We start from the raw sequence: 14,598 nt of genomic DNA on the forward strand, positions 1-14,598 counted from the left end.
ACCACAAGCAACTTTTTATTCATTAACTAAATATAATTTATACGATACCCTGAGCCATCATAGCTTTAGCTACCTTCATAAATCCGGCAATATTTGCACCTTTCACGTAGTTTACATATCCATCGGGTTGTGTGCCATATTTAACACAGTTCTCGTGGATATTCTTCATGATAGACTTCAATCTATTGTCTACTTCTTCAGTCGACCAGCTGATTCTTTCAGAGTTTTGAGTCATTTCTAATCCCGAAACAGAAACACCTCCTGCATTGGCAGCTTTGCCCGGTGCATAAAGTATTTTTGCACTTTGGAATACCTCAATAGCTTCCGGAGTAGATGGCATGTTTGCACCTTCCGATACAGCTATAACTCCATTAGCGACTAGTTTCTTAGCATCTTCGCCATTCAGTTCGTTTTGAGTGGCCGAAGGTAAAGCGATATCTGCTTTTTCTGCCCAAGGACGAGCATTTGGTACATATTTACAGCCGTAAGTATCAGCATATTCTTTGATACGACCTCTGTAAAGTTCTTTCAGCTCTTTTACGTATTCCAATTTTTCCATTGTAATACCATTCTCGTCATATATATATCCGTCGGAGTCTGATAAACTTACAGGTATTGCTCCTAGTTCTATTAATTTTTCACAAGTGTATTGAGCAACATTACCTGATCCCGAAACCAGACATTTTTTACCTTTAATGTCGATATTGCTTGTTTTTAGCATTTCAAGAAGGAAGTAAACATTGCCATAGCCGGTTGCTTCGGGGCGAATCAACGAGCCACCAAATGTTAAACCTTTACCAGTAAATGTTCCAGTAAATTCGCGGGTTAATTTGCGGTACATACCGAACATATAACCGATTTCGCGACCACCCACGCCTATGTCTCCTGCAGGAACGTCGGTATCAGGACCGATGTGTCTCCACAATTCGGTTACAAACGCTTGGCAGAATCGCATGATTTCAGCAGAAGATTTACCTTTAGGGCTAAAGTCCGATCCACCTTTACCGCCACCCATAGGCAGGGTAGTAAGTGAATTTTTGAACGTTTGTTCGAAAGCTAAGAATTTAAGAATAGAAGGGGTTAGGGATGCATGAAAACGTATGCCACCTTTGTATGGTCCTATCACATTGCAGTGTTGCACTCTGTAGCCCATATTGGTGTGAACTTGTCCTTTGTCGTCTACCCATGTAACACGGAAAGAAAACATACGATCGGGAATACATAGTCTCTCAATAAGGTTTGCTTTTTCGAACTCTGGGTGTTGGTTATAGACTTCTTCGATAGATTCTAATACTTCGTGTACCGCTTGATGATATTCCGGCTCGTTTGGAAATCTGCGTTTTAATTGCGCTAATACTTCTTCTGATTTCATTAAATATCTTGTTATGGTTTATATTTGATGCAAATATAGTGTTTTTTTTGTCTTTTTGTCAGTTTGGCGTCTGCTATTTTTATGTTTTTTCACTTTTAATAAGATTTACGTGATAAATACATCGTAAAGGACTCTTGATATAGTTTTTTTCTTATTTTTGTATTTACTAATTAAAATGTAGAAATATAACAGATTAAAATACATGACTTATCTTATAACGGGTGGTGCCGGTTTTATCGGCTCGAATTTTGTTAAGCATATGCTGGCTGCACATCCTGATGCAAAACTTATCATTTTTGATTCACTTACATATGCAGGTAATTTAGGTACACTTTCCGAAGAACTTAAAGATCCTCGTGTCGTTTTTGTAAAAGGTGACATTTGCGATAGAGCAGCTACCGAGAAGGTGTTTTCAGATTACGAGATTGACTATGTTGTAAATTTTGCAGCGGAAAGTCATGTCGATCGTAGTATCGAAAACCCACAATTGTTTCTTCAGGTAAATGTTCTGGGAACACAAAATCTGCTAGATACAGCAAAAAAATATTGGACAGTAGGTAAAGATGATAATAACTACCCTATCTGGCGCGAAGGCGTAAAGTATCTCCAAGTTTCTACAGATGAGGTTTATGGTTCGTTGGGTGATGAGGGTTATTTTACTGAAACCACGCCTCTCGATCCGCGTTCGCCTTATAGTGCAGGAAAGACAGGTGGTGATCTGATTGTTAAGGCCTATGCCGAAACTTACAAGATGCCAATAAATATAACTCGCTGTTCGAATAACTACGGGCCGTATCATTTTCCGGAAAAACTGATTCCTCTTATTATCCGTAATATTCTGGAAGGTAAACAACTGCCGGTATATGGTGACGGCAGCAATGTCAGAGATTGGTTATATGTTGAAGATCACTGTAAAGCGATAGATGCAGTTCTCCATCGGGGGCGTGTCGATGAGGTTTATAATATAGGTGGGCATAACGAAAAGAAGAACATTGATATAGTAAAACTTGTTATATCTACCATACACGATATTTTAGAAAATGAACCGAAATACAGAGAGGTGCTTAAGAAAAAAGAAATAGCCGCAGACGGAACTATTGATATCAGTTGGATAAATAATGATTTAATTTCGTTTGTGAAAGATCGTCAAGGTCATGATCACCGTTATGCTATCGATCCGGCTAAGATTTCTAAAGAATTAGGATGGCTCCCCGAGACTACCTTCGACAAAGGCATTGTAAGGACTATTTATTGGTATCTTGACAATCAGACATGGGTAGAAGAGGTTACGTCCGGAGACTATATGAAGTATTACGAACAAATGTATTTAAACCGATAACCAAAATATTATCTTTCCTCTAAATTTATGGAACGACTAAAGGCTATTCTAGCAGATAAAATATTAGATGTTACATCTCTAAGTGGTGATGATGTAAAAGCAAAAGTTGAAAAAATACAGCGCTTTCGTGATTTCGCTAATGCGTGTCAAACATTAATGACCAAATATCCTTTGATAGAGGATGAGCTAATCAAAATGGTAAATGATGGTGATTTTGATACAAAAGTCGCTTCATCACGGGTCGATTCAGTTATTCGGTTAGCTTATAATGGCAATGAGCATATTAAAAGTGAGCCGATTCAAACTATAGAAGAAAAAGTATCGGAGCCGGTTGTTGATTCCCCTAAAGAGCCGATAATTGAAGATAATCGGGAATTGGATTTGCCGAAGGTCGAAAATCGTATAATTGAAGTTATTGTAGAAAAGGCTCCCGAGAATTATTTGCCTGAGGATGTAGACTACGAAGAGGTTAAACCTTTATTGCTGCCCGAAGAAGAAACAAATGAAGGGTATGTTGCTTACGAAGAAACGGAAGAAAATTCGTTCAATACTGAAATCCCCGAGATTGAAGAAGAAATAATAGAAACCCAAACGCCGACTGAAACCGAAACGGTGTCGACCACATTCATAAATGTAAATGCAGAACCCGAAATAGCAACTCTTAGTGAAGAGGAGTTAGCTTCGATTAAAAGAAAAGCGACAATTCGTAAGGTTATACAAATAATAGGTATAGTCCTCGCTGTTGTTATATTGATTATTGTAATAAAATTCATACTCAAACATTGGCTGGTTATTCTATCTGTAATAGGTGGAATGGCTGTTATAGCCATGATTGTTTGGTTTATAAAGAAAAAGAAAAGTTAATCCCCATTATGGAATATTATAGGCAAACCCAGCTGAAAGATTATAATTCGTTTAAAACAGAAGCTGTAGCTAAGATTTTTTGTCGTCCACAAAGTGTAGACGAACTTCGCCAGTGTTTATCAGATTATCCTAACGAGCAAAAATTGATAATAGGAGGAGGTTGCAACCTTTTCTTTACAAAAGATTTTGACGGACTGGCTGTATGTCTCGATATAAAAGGACTCCGCGAAGTATCTGATGAGGAGGAAGAAGATGAGGATGTTTTTATAGAGGTTATGGCCTCCGAAGATTGGGACACCTTTGTTGCTTATTGTGTTGATGGCGGTTTTGCCGGACTCGAGAATCTGTCTTATATCCCTGGAACAGTGGGGGCATCTCCCGTACAAAATATAGGAGCTTATGGCGCAGAAGTGAAAGATTGTATTCACGAGGTTATTGCAGTAGATATTAACACAGGGGAGGTTCTTTCTTTCTCTAACGCAGAGTGTGAATTTGCTTATAGAGACAGTGTTTTTAAGAGAACAAATAAATATATTATTGTTTCAGTTGTATTCCATTTGAAACGTACTTTCAATTATTTACCGAAATATTTCGATCTGAATAAAGAACTCGAAGCTATAGAACAGCCAACGATTAAAGATGTTCGGGAGGCTGTAATACGTGTTCGCCAACGTAAATTACCCGATGAAAAAGTATTGCCAAATTGTGGAAGCTTCTTTAAAAATCCATGTATAACTTCGGAACAGGCAAACGAAATATTAGCTGATTACCCGGCTTTGCCTGCATTTCCGCAGAAAGATGGTACGGTAAAAACTTCTGCTGCATTCTTGATCGATCAGTCAGGATATAAAGGTAAGCGAGTGGGTAATATAGGTACATATCCTAATCAACCGCTGATAATCGTTAATTACGGTTCATCGGATGGAAACGAAATTCTTCGTTTTATGCGCGAGGTTCAAGGTGCAGTGAAAGACACATTTGATATTCACTTGGAACCCGAAGTAAGAATATTCTAATCAATAAATTTTATAAAAGATTATGGCATCGTTTATTATAGAAGGAGGTTGTCGCCTCAATGGAGAAATAATCCCGCAGGGAGCAAAAAATGAAGCGTTACAGGTTATCTGTGCCGTTTTACTTACACCCGAAGAGGTGGTGATCGAAAACATTCCTGACATATTAGATGTTAATAACCTGATTGCTTTATTAAGCGACATGGGTGTGGAAACAAAAAGGCTAAATGAAGGGACTTGGTCGTTCAAAGCAGAAAATGTGGATATAGACTATTTACAAAGTCCTGAATTTATGAAGAAGAGCGCTTCTTTACGTGGTTCGGTAATGATAATAGGCCCTCTTGTAGCTCGATTTGGTCGTGCTTTACTTCCTAAGCCGGGTGGTGATAAAATAGGTCGCCGCCGATTGGATACTCACTTTATCGGTATCCAAAAGCTTGGAGCGAATTTCGATTATGATGATGCAACACAGATATACAATATTTCAGCTGATAGATTAGTCGGTACCTATATGCTTCTTGATGAGGCTTCGGTAACAGGTACTGCAAATATATTGATGGCTTCTGTTCTTGCAGAAGGAGAAACTACGATCTACAATGCAGCTTGTGAACCCTATATTCAGCAACTAAGTAAGTTGTTGAATCAAATGGGGGCGAAGATTACAGGTGTTGGCTCTAATTTATTGCGTATCGAAGGAGTAAAAACACTATCCGGTGCGAAACACCGTATTCTGCCTGATATGATTGAGATAGGTAGTTTTATCGGAATGGCTGCAATGACAGGCTCTGAGCTGACTATAAAAGATGCTGCTTACGACGAATTGGGTATTATCCCCGATACTTTCCGCCGACTTGGTATTCAATTGGAAAGACGTGGTGATGATATCTTCATTCCGGCACAAGATGAGTACGTAATAGATACATTTATAGATGGTTCTATTCTTACAATAGCAGATGCCCCATGGCCGGGGCTTACTCCCGACCTTATCAGTGTGTTGCTGGTTGTAGCTACACAAGCAAGAGGTAGTGTGCTGATACATCAGAAGATGTTTGAAAGTCGCTTGTTTTTTGTAGATAAACTGATAGATATGGGTGCTCAGATTATTCTTTGCGATCCGCATCGTGCAACAGTTATTGGTATGGGCAAACGAGCCATGCGTGCTACTATGATGACATCGCCCGACATTCGTGCCGGTATAGCATTGCTTATAGCAGCTATGTGCGCTGATGGTAAGAGTACTATTCATAATGTGGAGCAAATAGACAGAGGATATCAGAATATCGATGTTCGTCTCAATCAGCTTGGTGCTAATATTATGCGTTTAGATTAAGATTAAAAATTATTGTATTTATTATAACATATAAACATTTTCAAATTTTTAGACTATGACAGAAAATGAGAAATATCTTCGCGATCATTTCCTAGTTAGTATAAAATCAGGATTTCTATCCCTGGAAGATATAATTGCTGAAACACTCGAAGCCGTTGAAGACGAAGGGTGGGGGAGTGAGATCTCAGAAGAATGGGTGAATGAAAACGTTAAACGTGAGTATGAAAAGAATGTTGTTGCTAGCAAATCGTGGCAACACCCTACAGATACTGAACGTTTACATGAAGTATTCGACAATCTTTGTCGCGAAAAAATAGTTGCATTGCACAATGCAGGTTATGATACGGCTGATGCTGTATATGATGCTCAAGATATATGGAAAGATATTGAAGATGCAGGTACTAAGCCAATCGGTTATTGCTATTATCATGGACAAGATCTGGAACGGGTAATAGAAGAAGGTATTCTCAATATTGGTTTTTATGGTGCCAAAGAGAATAATGATAAAGAAGCCATTATCATTGGAAATAAAGTCGTTGCTGCTTTCAAAGCTGCCGGATTTAATGTAGAATGGAATGGTGCCGCTTCCCGAAGAATTGCTATACAAGATTTTAATTGGCAAAATAATTTTACTTCTGATGAAGAGGTTGAAGAGAAATGGGGATATGAAAGAGTTTTAGATTTGATGGTCAATTAAAACTAAAGATATTTCAAATAAAAAAGAGGATTTCTACTAGAAATCCTCTTTTTTATTTATTTGGTATTTTTCTTTATTTCAATTCTTTGATGCGAATATTTTTGAATTTAACAGGCGAGCCATGTCCCAGAAATCCGATATGCCCCTTCTTATTGAATAAGCCCGGATGTTCTTTCTTATCGACTGTTCCATTTTTAGTTGCTTCTTTCAAATTACCATCTAGAATTACCGTTCCGTTTAATGTTATTTTGATTTGATCGCCATTAGCTATCACTTCCTGATAGTTCCATTCTCCAACAGGTTTCAAATACCCTCTTTTGGCAGGCATAATACCATATACGGAACCATGATATTGATATTCTTCAAGATCATTGTAGATAGGATCATCATTATCCAGTATTTGTAATTCCATGCCTACATAAGCAGCATCTCCGGTCATAGGAGTACGGATGCCTAATCCATTATTAGCTCCCGGTGTTAGTTGAAACTCGAAACGGAATATAAAGTTTCCATATTCATCTTTCGTAAATAAGTTTCCACCATAAGTTTTACTTGGATCTAATGAGATAGTTCCATCTTCCATTGTATAATCTACTGTGTTGCCGGTCCATTCATGCATATTAGTTCCATCGAATAGTATCTTATAGCCATCTTTCTGCTCTTCTGCCGATAGTTTGAATGGTTCGGTACGTTCCAATTCCTTCACATAGATATCTCTGTAATAAACCTTGCTGCCGTGTGCCTGTAGTTCAAGTTGTTCTATGGCAGGAAGCGGTTGGGAACGATCCCAGAAGTTTTCGAGGATAATATTATCTGTAACAAGTTCTCCATTCAGTTTAACTGTTACGCGATCGCCTACCATTTTGATGTATAATGTATTCCATTCACCCAGTTTATTGTCTGCCACCTTCAATGGCTTGCTTGGATTCTTTTGGTTGTTGTACAAGCCTCCTGATCCTACTTCTGCACCAACGTTTGTGCGTGCTATGTCCCACATCTGTACTTGAGGTGTGCCACGCAGGTAGATACCTGCATCAGCTTCGGGTCCAGCAGGGTCGAGCATCCAGTCTATATACATTTCAATATCTCCGTATTGCTTTTGAGAACAAATGTTGTCATATCCTTTTCCGTCAAATATCAATAGACCATTTTCTACTTTCCAGTCTTTACGCATTTGCTCGTCAGCCTTTTCTTGTGCTTTGGCTAATTGTGCGGGTTTCATTTTCGCACGTGCGATCGGATTTTCGACCAACCCTTTCCATCCCGTCAGATCTTTTCCATTAAACAAAGATACATATCCTTCTTCTTTGGACATTTCTGCCAGATGTTTGCGGATAGCTTCTCTTTGATATTGTGCATCAGGATTGTCAAGAACTTCAATTACTTTATTCAATAATGCTTCTACATTTTTTCCCGTGAAGTCTTTATTTTCTAATGCAATATTCATTACAGCATGAGCTGCTCGTTGTTGTACCGGTTTTTGATCTAGATATTCGCCTGCAAAGATCAAACCTAAAAATGTATTGGTGCGTCCAACCTGTGCAAGGATAGCATTCTTTTGCGTATCTGTTTTTGCTATTTCCATAGCCTTCTTTAAGCTTAATAAGCGGTTCTCTCCTGTATATGCAGGATTAGATACCAGTTTGATATAAGCTTCGAGAGCGCGGTCGAAATATGCAGAGGATGTAGTATCTTTGCAAATAGCATATAATACATCGGCTGTTTCTATATTCTTACGAAGAAGAAGCGCTTCGAACGCAGCATCTTTAGCTGCACCCTTACCACTATTAAATCTTGTTGTAAGTATATCTAACACAGAGTCATCGCCGATGGTGGCAAGAACCGAATAATAAAGATGCTTTTTATTATCCCCTGCTTTTTGCATTTGTCGGATGATTTCTGCTTGTTGTTGAGATTTAGGCCTGAACGAAACTGCACTTATTACAGCTTCCTGAAGGGGTGCAATAGTTGATGCATCTGCTGATTCCAGCATTGTATATAAACTTGTAAGGTCTTTTTCAGTTACAACATATTTCAATGCACTGTAAGCTGCTACTTTTACTTCCGGTGATTCTGATTTAGTTTGTTCGAGTACAATACTCATATTTGGAGTTGAGTTGCGAAGAGCAAGTAGCTCTAATGCTGCAATTTTTCCTGCATCTTGTGCTGTTGGGATTACACTAGCTACAGTAGGGTTTATATCTCCATTGAAACTTGCTAATGCTCCTTGACCCAAAAGCACTACATCTTTACTGCTATTTGTTAATAGGTTGGTCAAGTTGGGTATTGATGATTTATTCCCGATTCTGACTAATGACCATGCAGCTGCTTCCTGTGCTTGAAAATCACTGTTGTATAATTCTCCTTGAAGTACTTCTACTGCATTTGCCTTTCGGATCATTTCATTTTTAACAGGGCATCTGCTCTCCCGTCCTAACCAATTTATGATATCTACTTTGTTATCGTTTTTAACTTTAGCTATTACTTTTACAATTTCGTTGTATATTGACTGATTTGCAAAGTCGGAAGTATACATCAGAGCGGCATTACGATAAGCTTTATTCTGATCTTTCAGTGCGGATAAAACTAATTTTATTCCATTCTCTTTTTGAATAGATAGCAATATGTACAAAGCTGCATCACGAGTTTGGGTTTTGTCAGCTTTAGTTGCATCTTTCAATAGATTAGTTGCTGCCTTTTCTGCATCTTTTACATCACCTTGTGATAGAACTCTTTTGATAAGTGCGATATAGGCATCGTTACCATTGCCTTTATCCATAGTATATCCTGCTTTTGAAGCTTCGTCAGCTAATGCTTTCAATGAAACTTTCGTTCCGGTTCTGCCCAGTGCATACAAAACTGCCTTTTTCAGGTCAATATCAGTTGTACCTAATAATGTCAGTAATTTTGATTCTGCTTGAGTCGTTTGGGTGAAAGCTAAAGCATTCACAATATCGATCTGTGGTTTTCCACTGCTGGTATTAAGTGCCGTGAATAATGCTTGTTTCGATTTCTCACTGTTTATGGTAGCAAGAGCTTGAGCCGCAGGAGCACTTAGTGATTTATCGGTAAGATAAGATGCAAGCTTATCTATACTTTCGTCTTTGCCTACTACTTCTAGTTGACGAATGATAAATGCTTTTGTTTTACGCTCGCTAACCTGATCTAAGGCTTTTAAATAGGCATTGGCTACAATTGATCGAGAGTTGTCTTCTCCTTTAGCCATTACAAAGTGAGACAAGCCGCTAAGGGCATATTCTACTTGTGCATTACTACCTTTTCCGGGGGCATGCATCATGCTGACCAATTGTAATACTCCCGATTCTCCGGTAGTACTAAGGTCTTTAATTAATTTGTTATAATTTGCTTGTTCTTCGGCTGGCATTTGAGCTAAAACATCTGCAACAATGGTTTTGGATGTTCGGTTAGCCGGTGATTGAGCTAATGCCATAGTGCCACAAAGCAAAAGAGTTCCTATAAATGAATATATTTTTTTCATGTTGTATTTCTTTTGTATGATATTAAGTAAAAGGATGTATTTATTGTCTCATATTAAAGTAATATCTACCAATCATAGTTATACTTGGATGGGCAATAAATAGGTCTGTGACCTTAAATACTCCAAGGCGCGCGCATTGGTTGATCGAGTAAACGATTAGCGGCTTCGTCATTTATAAATTCCAGTTTCACAGGGTCGAAATGTAGCGTCCGATTCAATCGTAAAGCTACTGCTCCCAGATTAACTACAGTACACGAACGGAATCCATTTTGCTCGTTGAGGGCAAACGGTTGGCGGGTATGTACACATTTTATAAAATCTGTTTCTTGCGGATCAGGCTCAGCGAAGTCAGCCAGTTTTCGCTCCCAATTGGGAATATCACATACAAAATTCTTGTAGACATTGCCATCAGGTCCTGCAATGTAAGGAGTGTCGGGATCTCCGTAATCTCCACCCCATAGTACTATCTGGCATCCATCGTCATAGGTATATGTTATGGAGCGCCAAGTTCCAACAGCATCGGGATCTTGTTGAGGGGCATCTACTTCTATTTTTACAGGGCTGGTATTATCTTTGCCTAAGAGGTATTGCACGGGGTCTATGTAATGTTGTCCCATATCACCTAGGCCACCTCCATCATAATCCCAATATCCCCGGAATGTTTGGTGTACACGGTGAGCATTGTATGGCTTATAAGGAGCTGGTCCTAACCACATATTGTAGTCGAGTTCTTCGGGCACAGGTTGAGGCTCAAGATAGTCTTTTCCTACCCAATAGAATTTCCAGTCGAAACCTGTATGTTTACTTATGGTAACTTTCAATGGCCAGCCGAGCATGCCACTTTGTACTAATTTCTTTAATGGTTTGACAGGGGTACCAAGACCATAAAACTGATCTTCGAAACGGAACCATGTATTTAGTCGGAATATACGTCCGTATTGTTTCATAGCTTCCATCACACGTTTACCTTCTCCGATAGTACGTGTCATGGGTTTCTCGCACCAAATATCTTTACCTGCTTTAGCTGCTTCGACAGACATAATTCCGTGCCAGTGTGGTGGAGTTGCAATATGAACAATATCTACGTTTTTATCTAGAATGAGATCACGAAAATCATGGTAGGCGGCAATATTATCTTTCACCAATTGTTTACCCAATTCCAGATGTTTTTTATCTACATCGCAAACTGCAACTAGGCGAGTGCCGGCGTAATCTACATGACCTCGACCCATGCCTCCGGTGCCGATAATGCCTTTTGTTAATTGATCGCTTGGTGCTATAAAACCTTTCCCAAGCACATGACGTGGTACGATACTGAAGACTGCAATTCCTCCAACTAATTTGAGGAAGTCTCTTCGATTAGTTTCCATAAGTATGATATTTTAATGATTAACTAGTTAGGAGTAAAGTTAATAAAATATTTTAAATTAATAAATTTTTTCCCTTATTGAAATGTTATAAAATGTATTTTTCCATGCCTGTAGTATAGTGTACTTTATACTCTCCATCTTCGTCATAGATAAAGAGTGCATCAAGGAAAGGGAATGTATCTACCCATTGTTTAGCTACATCAATTCCCACCACCAAAAAAGCCGTAGCAAAAGCGTCTGCTGTTAAAGCATCGCAGGCAACCACAGTTGTAGATAATAGGTTATGTTTCACCGGATAACCTGTTCGAGGATCAATCGTATGTGGTATTTTCTGTCCGTTTTCTATATAAAATTGTCTGTAATTGCCCGATGTTGCAATTCCTCTATCCGAAATTTGTAGAATTAGTTGTAAATCTTGACCGGGTATAAGATTATTGTCAGATGGTTTGTCCACCCCTATGCGCCAGGCTTCACCACTGGTGTTTAGGCCACTCACTCGTATTTCGCCGCCTATCTCGATAAGATAATTACTCACACCTCTTTCTTCGATAAAGTCGGCTACGATATCTGCTGAATATCCTTTTGCTATTGCGTTTGCATTTAAAACTATATTGGGATGTGACTTTATAATTCGTTTATCTTCCATGCGAATTTTATCCATTCCTATATATTGTTGCACATCAATAAGTTCGTCAGTGTTGATAGGAGCTCTTTCTTTAAAACTGAATCCCCATATACGAAACAGAGGTTCAGCGGAAATGTCGAAAGTTCCGTCTGTCAGCTTACTTATTTCTTTAGCCCTGTTAAAAACGGTAGAGAAATAATTGTCTACTTCTATATCCTCATTTCTGTTTACACAGGATATGATAGATGTTTCGTCATATACCGATAATGATTTTTCGAAGTCACTCAGCAAGTTTTCTATATCAGGCTGAAAATCGCGTTCGCTGTCATCTTGATAGATGATATTGTAACTAGTGCCTTCGGCTTTGCCACGTATATTAGAATAGAATTTTCCGTTATATGATAATATAAGATCCATAATGGGAATAGCTTATTGGAAAAGGATAACAAGATAAGAAAAAATGTAATTGGTATAATAAAAATCTCCCCTTGTTAACCACAAGAGGAGATTTGAAAAGATAAATGAAAAATCTAGAAGCAGATATAATCTGCTATCTTTGCTATTTCGCGAGTTTTATTTTCTGTAACTTGTTTTTACAAGTGGGCAGTTTAGTAGATAATCTAAACTAAGTTTTACACTTTCTGCCGGAGTGAAGTTGTATTTCTCTACTTCTACTACTAAATACTCTGTGCCTGCAGCATCAGTATTTTTGAAGATAGCATCGAAACCAACCATTCCACTTTGGCCAAGTTCTTTATTGTCTTTTATATGAAGTAATTTGAAACGTCCCGGATATTTGTTGAAATAGTCAACAGGGCTTTGAGAACCTCTTACTACCCAGTATACATCCATTTCGAAAAATACAAGCTCAGGATCAGTATTCTCAATCATGTAATCATACATAACTTGGTCTTCTACTTTCTTGAACTCATGATCGTGGTTGTGATAACCGAATTTCATACCTTGTGCTTTACATCTTTTACCGATTTCATTGTAAAACTCACAATATGTTTGTAGATCTTTAATTGTTTTAGGTACTTCCATCCATGGAGCTACTATGTATTCCATGCCTGCTGCTTTATGAGCTTCTATACAAGTATCCCACCATTTTAGCGATTCTGAAAAGTCTTTAGTCGCTAATTCTTTTTCGGTCAATGACTTTGTTGTATGAGAAGATAAAACTTTCATTCCTGCATTTTCTATGTCAGCTTTAAATTCTTGAGGTGTTTTGCCATAGAACTTGCCGTCGCCGTATCCTGCTGCTTCTACAGCAGTGAATCCCATTTCGCCGGCTTTTTTTATTGTTCCTGCATAATCTTTCTGTATGTCATCACGCAAAGAATAAAGTTGCAATGCTATTTCCTTTTTTTCTTTAGCTTGCTCAGTAGATGCAGATGCATCTTGTTTGGAAGAACATGCTGACGATATAAGTAATAGTGCAGCAATGTATAATAAACTTTTTTTCATGATATTGAAGATCTTAATGAAAACTTCATTGTAATTATAAAAATCAAATCTATGGAATCTCCATAGATTTGATTTTATTTTAAATATATCTCGTTAGAGAAATTTAGTCTAGAACTTTAACTTTGATGTTACGGAACCATACATCATCACCATGATCTTGGAATCCGATATATCCTTGTCTGTCAGGACCACCACAGTTATTCAGCAATTCGAATGCCAATGGCCATTTTTCTTCGCTGAATTTGCTAGCTTGAAGCATTTCTGTCCATTGTGGAGTCCACAAGTGGTATTCAACAACATTCTCGCCATTTTGACCATGAACAACAGTTCCTTTATAAACCATGATCTTAGCTTTGTTCCACTCACCAAAAGGTTTTTGGTTTTGAGGTACAGCCGGAATCATGTCGTATAATGAAGCTGACATTCTGTTATTGTCTTTTCCTAGTTTAGCATCCGGATGATTTGCATTATCCAATACTTGGAATTCAGGAGAAGAAATATAAATAGGTTCCATTCTTAACTCACCTGTTTTAGGATCTTTAGCTTGGATTTCTTGAGCTAGATAGAAGATACCAGAGTTTCCTCCTTTAGATACTTTCCATTCTAATTCAAGTTCGAAGTTTTTGAATTTGTGAGCGAAAATAATATCTCCACCTTCTTTGTCTTGAGCTTCTCCGCCGCCTGAACCGCTAAACTTGATAGCACCATTGTCTATAGTCCATTTGTTAGGCATATGATCTTTTCCGTAACCGCGCCATCCGTTAAATGTTTTACCATCAAAGATAGTGATAAAACCATCTTTGTCTTTTGGATAAGCGGAAATGTCTACTGTTGCGTTTTCAACAACTGTGTATTCAGGTCCCATTTTTTCTGTTTTTAAACTATCACTTGCGGCAGCATCTGTTGCAGCTTTATTTGCTGATCCACTACAGCTAGATAAAGCACCTACAGCTAGCAGACAGCTCAAAGAATATACAATTTTCTTCATTTTTTTATTTAATTTATTATTAACTGTTTAATTA

General features: G+C 38.1%; 11 protein-coding genes. 5 read left to right on the plus strand and 6 right to left on the minus strand.

Annotation, left to right across the window (positions count from 1 at the left end):
- Window positions 1–37: 37 nt before the first annotated feature.
- Window positions 38–1,372: an NADP-specific glutamate dehydrogenase gene (locus G7Y57_RS02740; RefSeq protein WP_165020635.1), complete on the minus strand. Its 1,335-nt coding sequence runs from the start codon at window positions 1,370–1,372 to the stop codon at window positions 38–40.
- A 202-nt stretch (window positions 1,373–1,574) separates the two neighbouring features.
- Here G7Y57_RS02740 and rfbB point away from each other — a divergent pair, with 202 nt between their 5' ends.
- From rfbB to G7Y57_RS02765, 5 genes are read left to right on the plus strand one after another with little or no spacing between them, the layout of a single operon-like run.
- Window positions 1,575–2,711, plus strand: a complete 1,137-nt coding sequence (rfbB, locus tag G7Y57_RS02745; protein WP_165020636.1) for a dTDP-glucose 4,6-dehydratase — start codon at window positions 1,575–1,577, stop codon at window positions 2,709–2,711.
- A gap of 27 nt (window positions 2,712–2,738) precedes the next feature.
- Window positions 2,739–3,575 carry a hypothetical protein gene (locus G7Y57_RS02750; protein ID WP_165020637.1) on the plus strand — a complete coding sequence of 279 codons (837 nt, stop codon included), beginning with the start codon at window positions 2,739–2,741 and terminating at the stop codon, window positions 3,573–3,575.
- A gap of 8 nt (window positions 3,576–3,583) precedes the next feature.
- Window positions 3,584–4,591 carry a UDP-N-acetylmuramate dehydrogenase gene (gene murB, locus G7Y57_RS02755; RefSeq protein ID WP_165020638.1) on the plus strand — a complete coding sequence of 336 codons (1,008 nt, stop codon included), beginning with the start codon at window positions 3,584–3,586 and terminating at the stop codon, window positions 4,589–4,591.
- Between the two features lie 22 nt (window positions 4,592–4,613).
- A complete protein-coding gene (gene murA, locus G7Y57_RS02760) occupies window positions 4,614–5,918 on the plus strand; it encodes a UDP-N-acetylglucosamine 1-carboxyvinyltransferase (protein WP_165020639.1) in 1,305 nt (434 codons plus the stop codon).
- A gap of 55 nt (window positions 5,919–5,973) precedes the next feature.
- Window positions 5,974–6,615 carry a DUF6891 domain-containing protein gene (locus G7Y57_RS02765; protein WP_165020640.1) on the plus strand — a complete coding sequence of 214 codons (642 nt, stop codon included), beginning with the start codon at window positions 5,974–5,976 and terminating at the stop codon, window positions 6,613–6,615.
- 73 nt (window positions 6,616–6,688) lie between these two features.
- On the opposite strand, the gene G7Y57_RS02770 is transcribed toward G7Y57_RS02765, so the two are convergent.
- The 5 genes from G7Y57_RS02770 to G7Y57_RS02790 all read right to left on the minus strand — a co-directional run bounded on the left by G7Y57_RS02770 (window position 6,689) and on the right by G7Y57_RS02790 (window position 14,564).
- Window positions 6,689–10,114 carry a DUF1080 domain-containing protein gene (locus tag G7Y57_RS02770; RefSeq protein WP_165020641.1) on the minus strand — a complete coding sequence of 1,142 codons (3,426 nt, stop codon included), beginning with the start codon at window positions 10,112–10,114 and terminating at the stop codon, window positions 6,689–6,691.
- A gap of 113 nt (window positions 10,115–10,227) precedes the next feature.
- Window positions 10,228–11,484, minus strand: a complete 1,257-nt coding sequence (locus G7Y57_RS02775; protein WP_165020642.1) for a Gfo/Idh/MocA family oxidoreductase — start codon at window positions 11,482–11,484, stop codon at window positions 10,228–10,230.
- An 85-nt stretch (window positions 11,485–11,569) separates the two neighbouring features.
- Window positions 11,570–12,526, minus strand: a complete 957-nt coding sequence (locus G7Y57_RS02780) for an FAD:protein FMN transferase (RefSeq protein ID WP_165020643.1) — start codon at window positions 12,524–12,526, stop codon at window positions 11,570–11,572.
- Between the two features lie 156 nt (window positions 12,527–12,682).
- The gene (locus tag G7Y57_RS02785) at window positions 12,683–13,576 is read right to left on the minus strand and encodes a sugar phosphate isomerase/epimerase family protein (protein WP_165020644.1); all 894 of its coding nucleotides are present in this window, start codon (window positions 13,574–13,576) and stop codon (window positions 12,683–12,685) included.
- 103 nt (window positions 13,577–13,679) lie between these two features.
- On the minus strand, window positions 13,680–14,564 hold the full coding sequence (locus G7Y57_RS02790) for a DUF1080 domain-containing protein (protein ID WP_165020645.1): 885 nt from the start codon (window positions 14,562–14,564) through the stop codon (window positions 13,680–13,682).
- Window positions 14,565–14,598 lie beyond the last annotated feature (34 nt).

Source organism: Dysgonomonas sp. ZJ279 (assembly GCF_011039205.1).
GTDB lineage: Bacteria > Bacteroidota > Bacteroidia > Bacteroidales > Dysgonomonadaceae > Dysgonomonas.

Excerpts from the sequence above, each read along its gene's own strand:
- G7Y57_RS02740 (WP_165020635.1), bottom strand. The coding sequence starts at position 1,372 with ATGAAATCAGAAGAAGTATTAGCGCAATTAAAACGCAGATTTCCAAAC.
- rfbB (WP_165020636.1), top strand. The coding sequence starts at position 1,575 with ATGACTTATCTTATAACGGGTGGTGCCGGTTTTATCGGCTCGAATTTT.
- G7Y57_RS02750 (WP_165020637.1), top strand. The coding sequence starts at position 2,739 with ATGGAACGACTAAAGGCTATTCTAGCAGATAAAATATTAGATGTTACA.
- murB (WP_165020638.1), top strand. The coding sequence starts at position 3,584 with ATGGAATATTATAGGCAAACCCAGCTGAAAGATTATAATTCGTTTAAA.
- murA (WP_165020639.1), top strand. The coding sequence starts at position 4,614 with ATGGCATCGTTTATTATAGAAGGAGGTTGTCGCCTCAATGGAGAAATA.
- G7Y57_RS02765 (WP_165020640.1), top strand. The coding sequence starts at position 5,974 with ATGACAGAAAATGAGAAATATCTTCGCGATCATTTCCTAGTTAGTATA.
- G7Y57_RS02770 (WP_165020641.1), bottom strand. The coding sequence starts at position 10,114 with ATGAAAAAAATATATTCATTTATAGGAACTCTTTTGCTTTGTGGCACT.
- G7Y57_RS02775 (WP_165020642.1), bottom strand. The coding sequence starts at position 11,484 with ATGGAAACTAATCGAAGAGACTTCCTCAAATTAGTTGGAGGAATTGCA.
- G7Y57_RS02780 (WP_165020643.1), bottom strand. The coding sequence starts at position 12,526 with ATGGATCTTATATTATCATATAACGGAAAATTCTATTCTAATATACGT.
- G7Y57_RS02785 (WP_165020644.1), bottom strand. The coding sequence starts at position 13,576 with ATGAAAAAAAGTTTATTATACATTGCTGCACTATTACTTATATCGTCA.
- G7Y57_RS02790 (WP_165020645.1), bottom strand. The coding sequence starts at position 14,564 with ATGAAGAAAATTGTATATTCTTTGAGCTGTCTGCTAGCTGTAGGTGCT.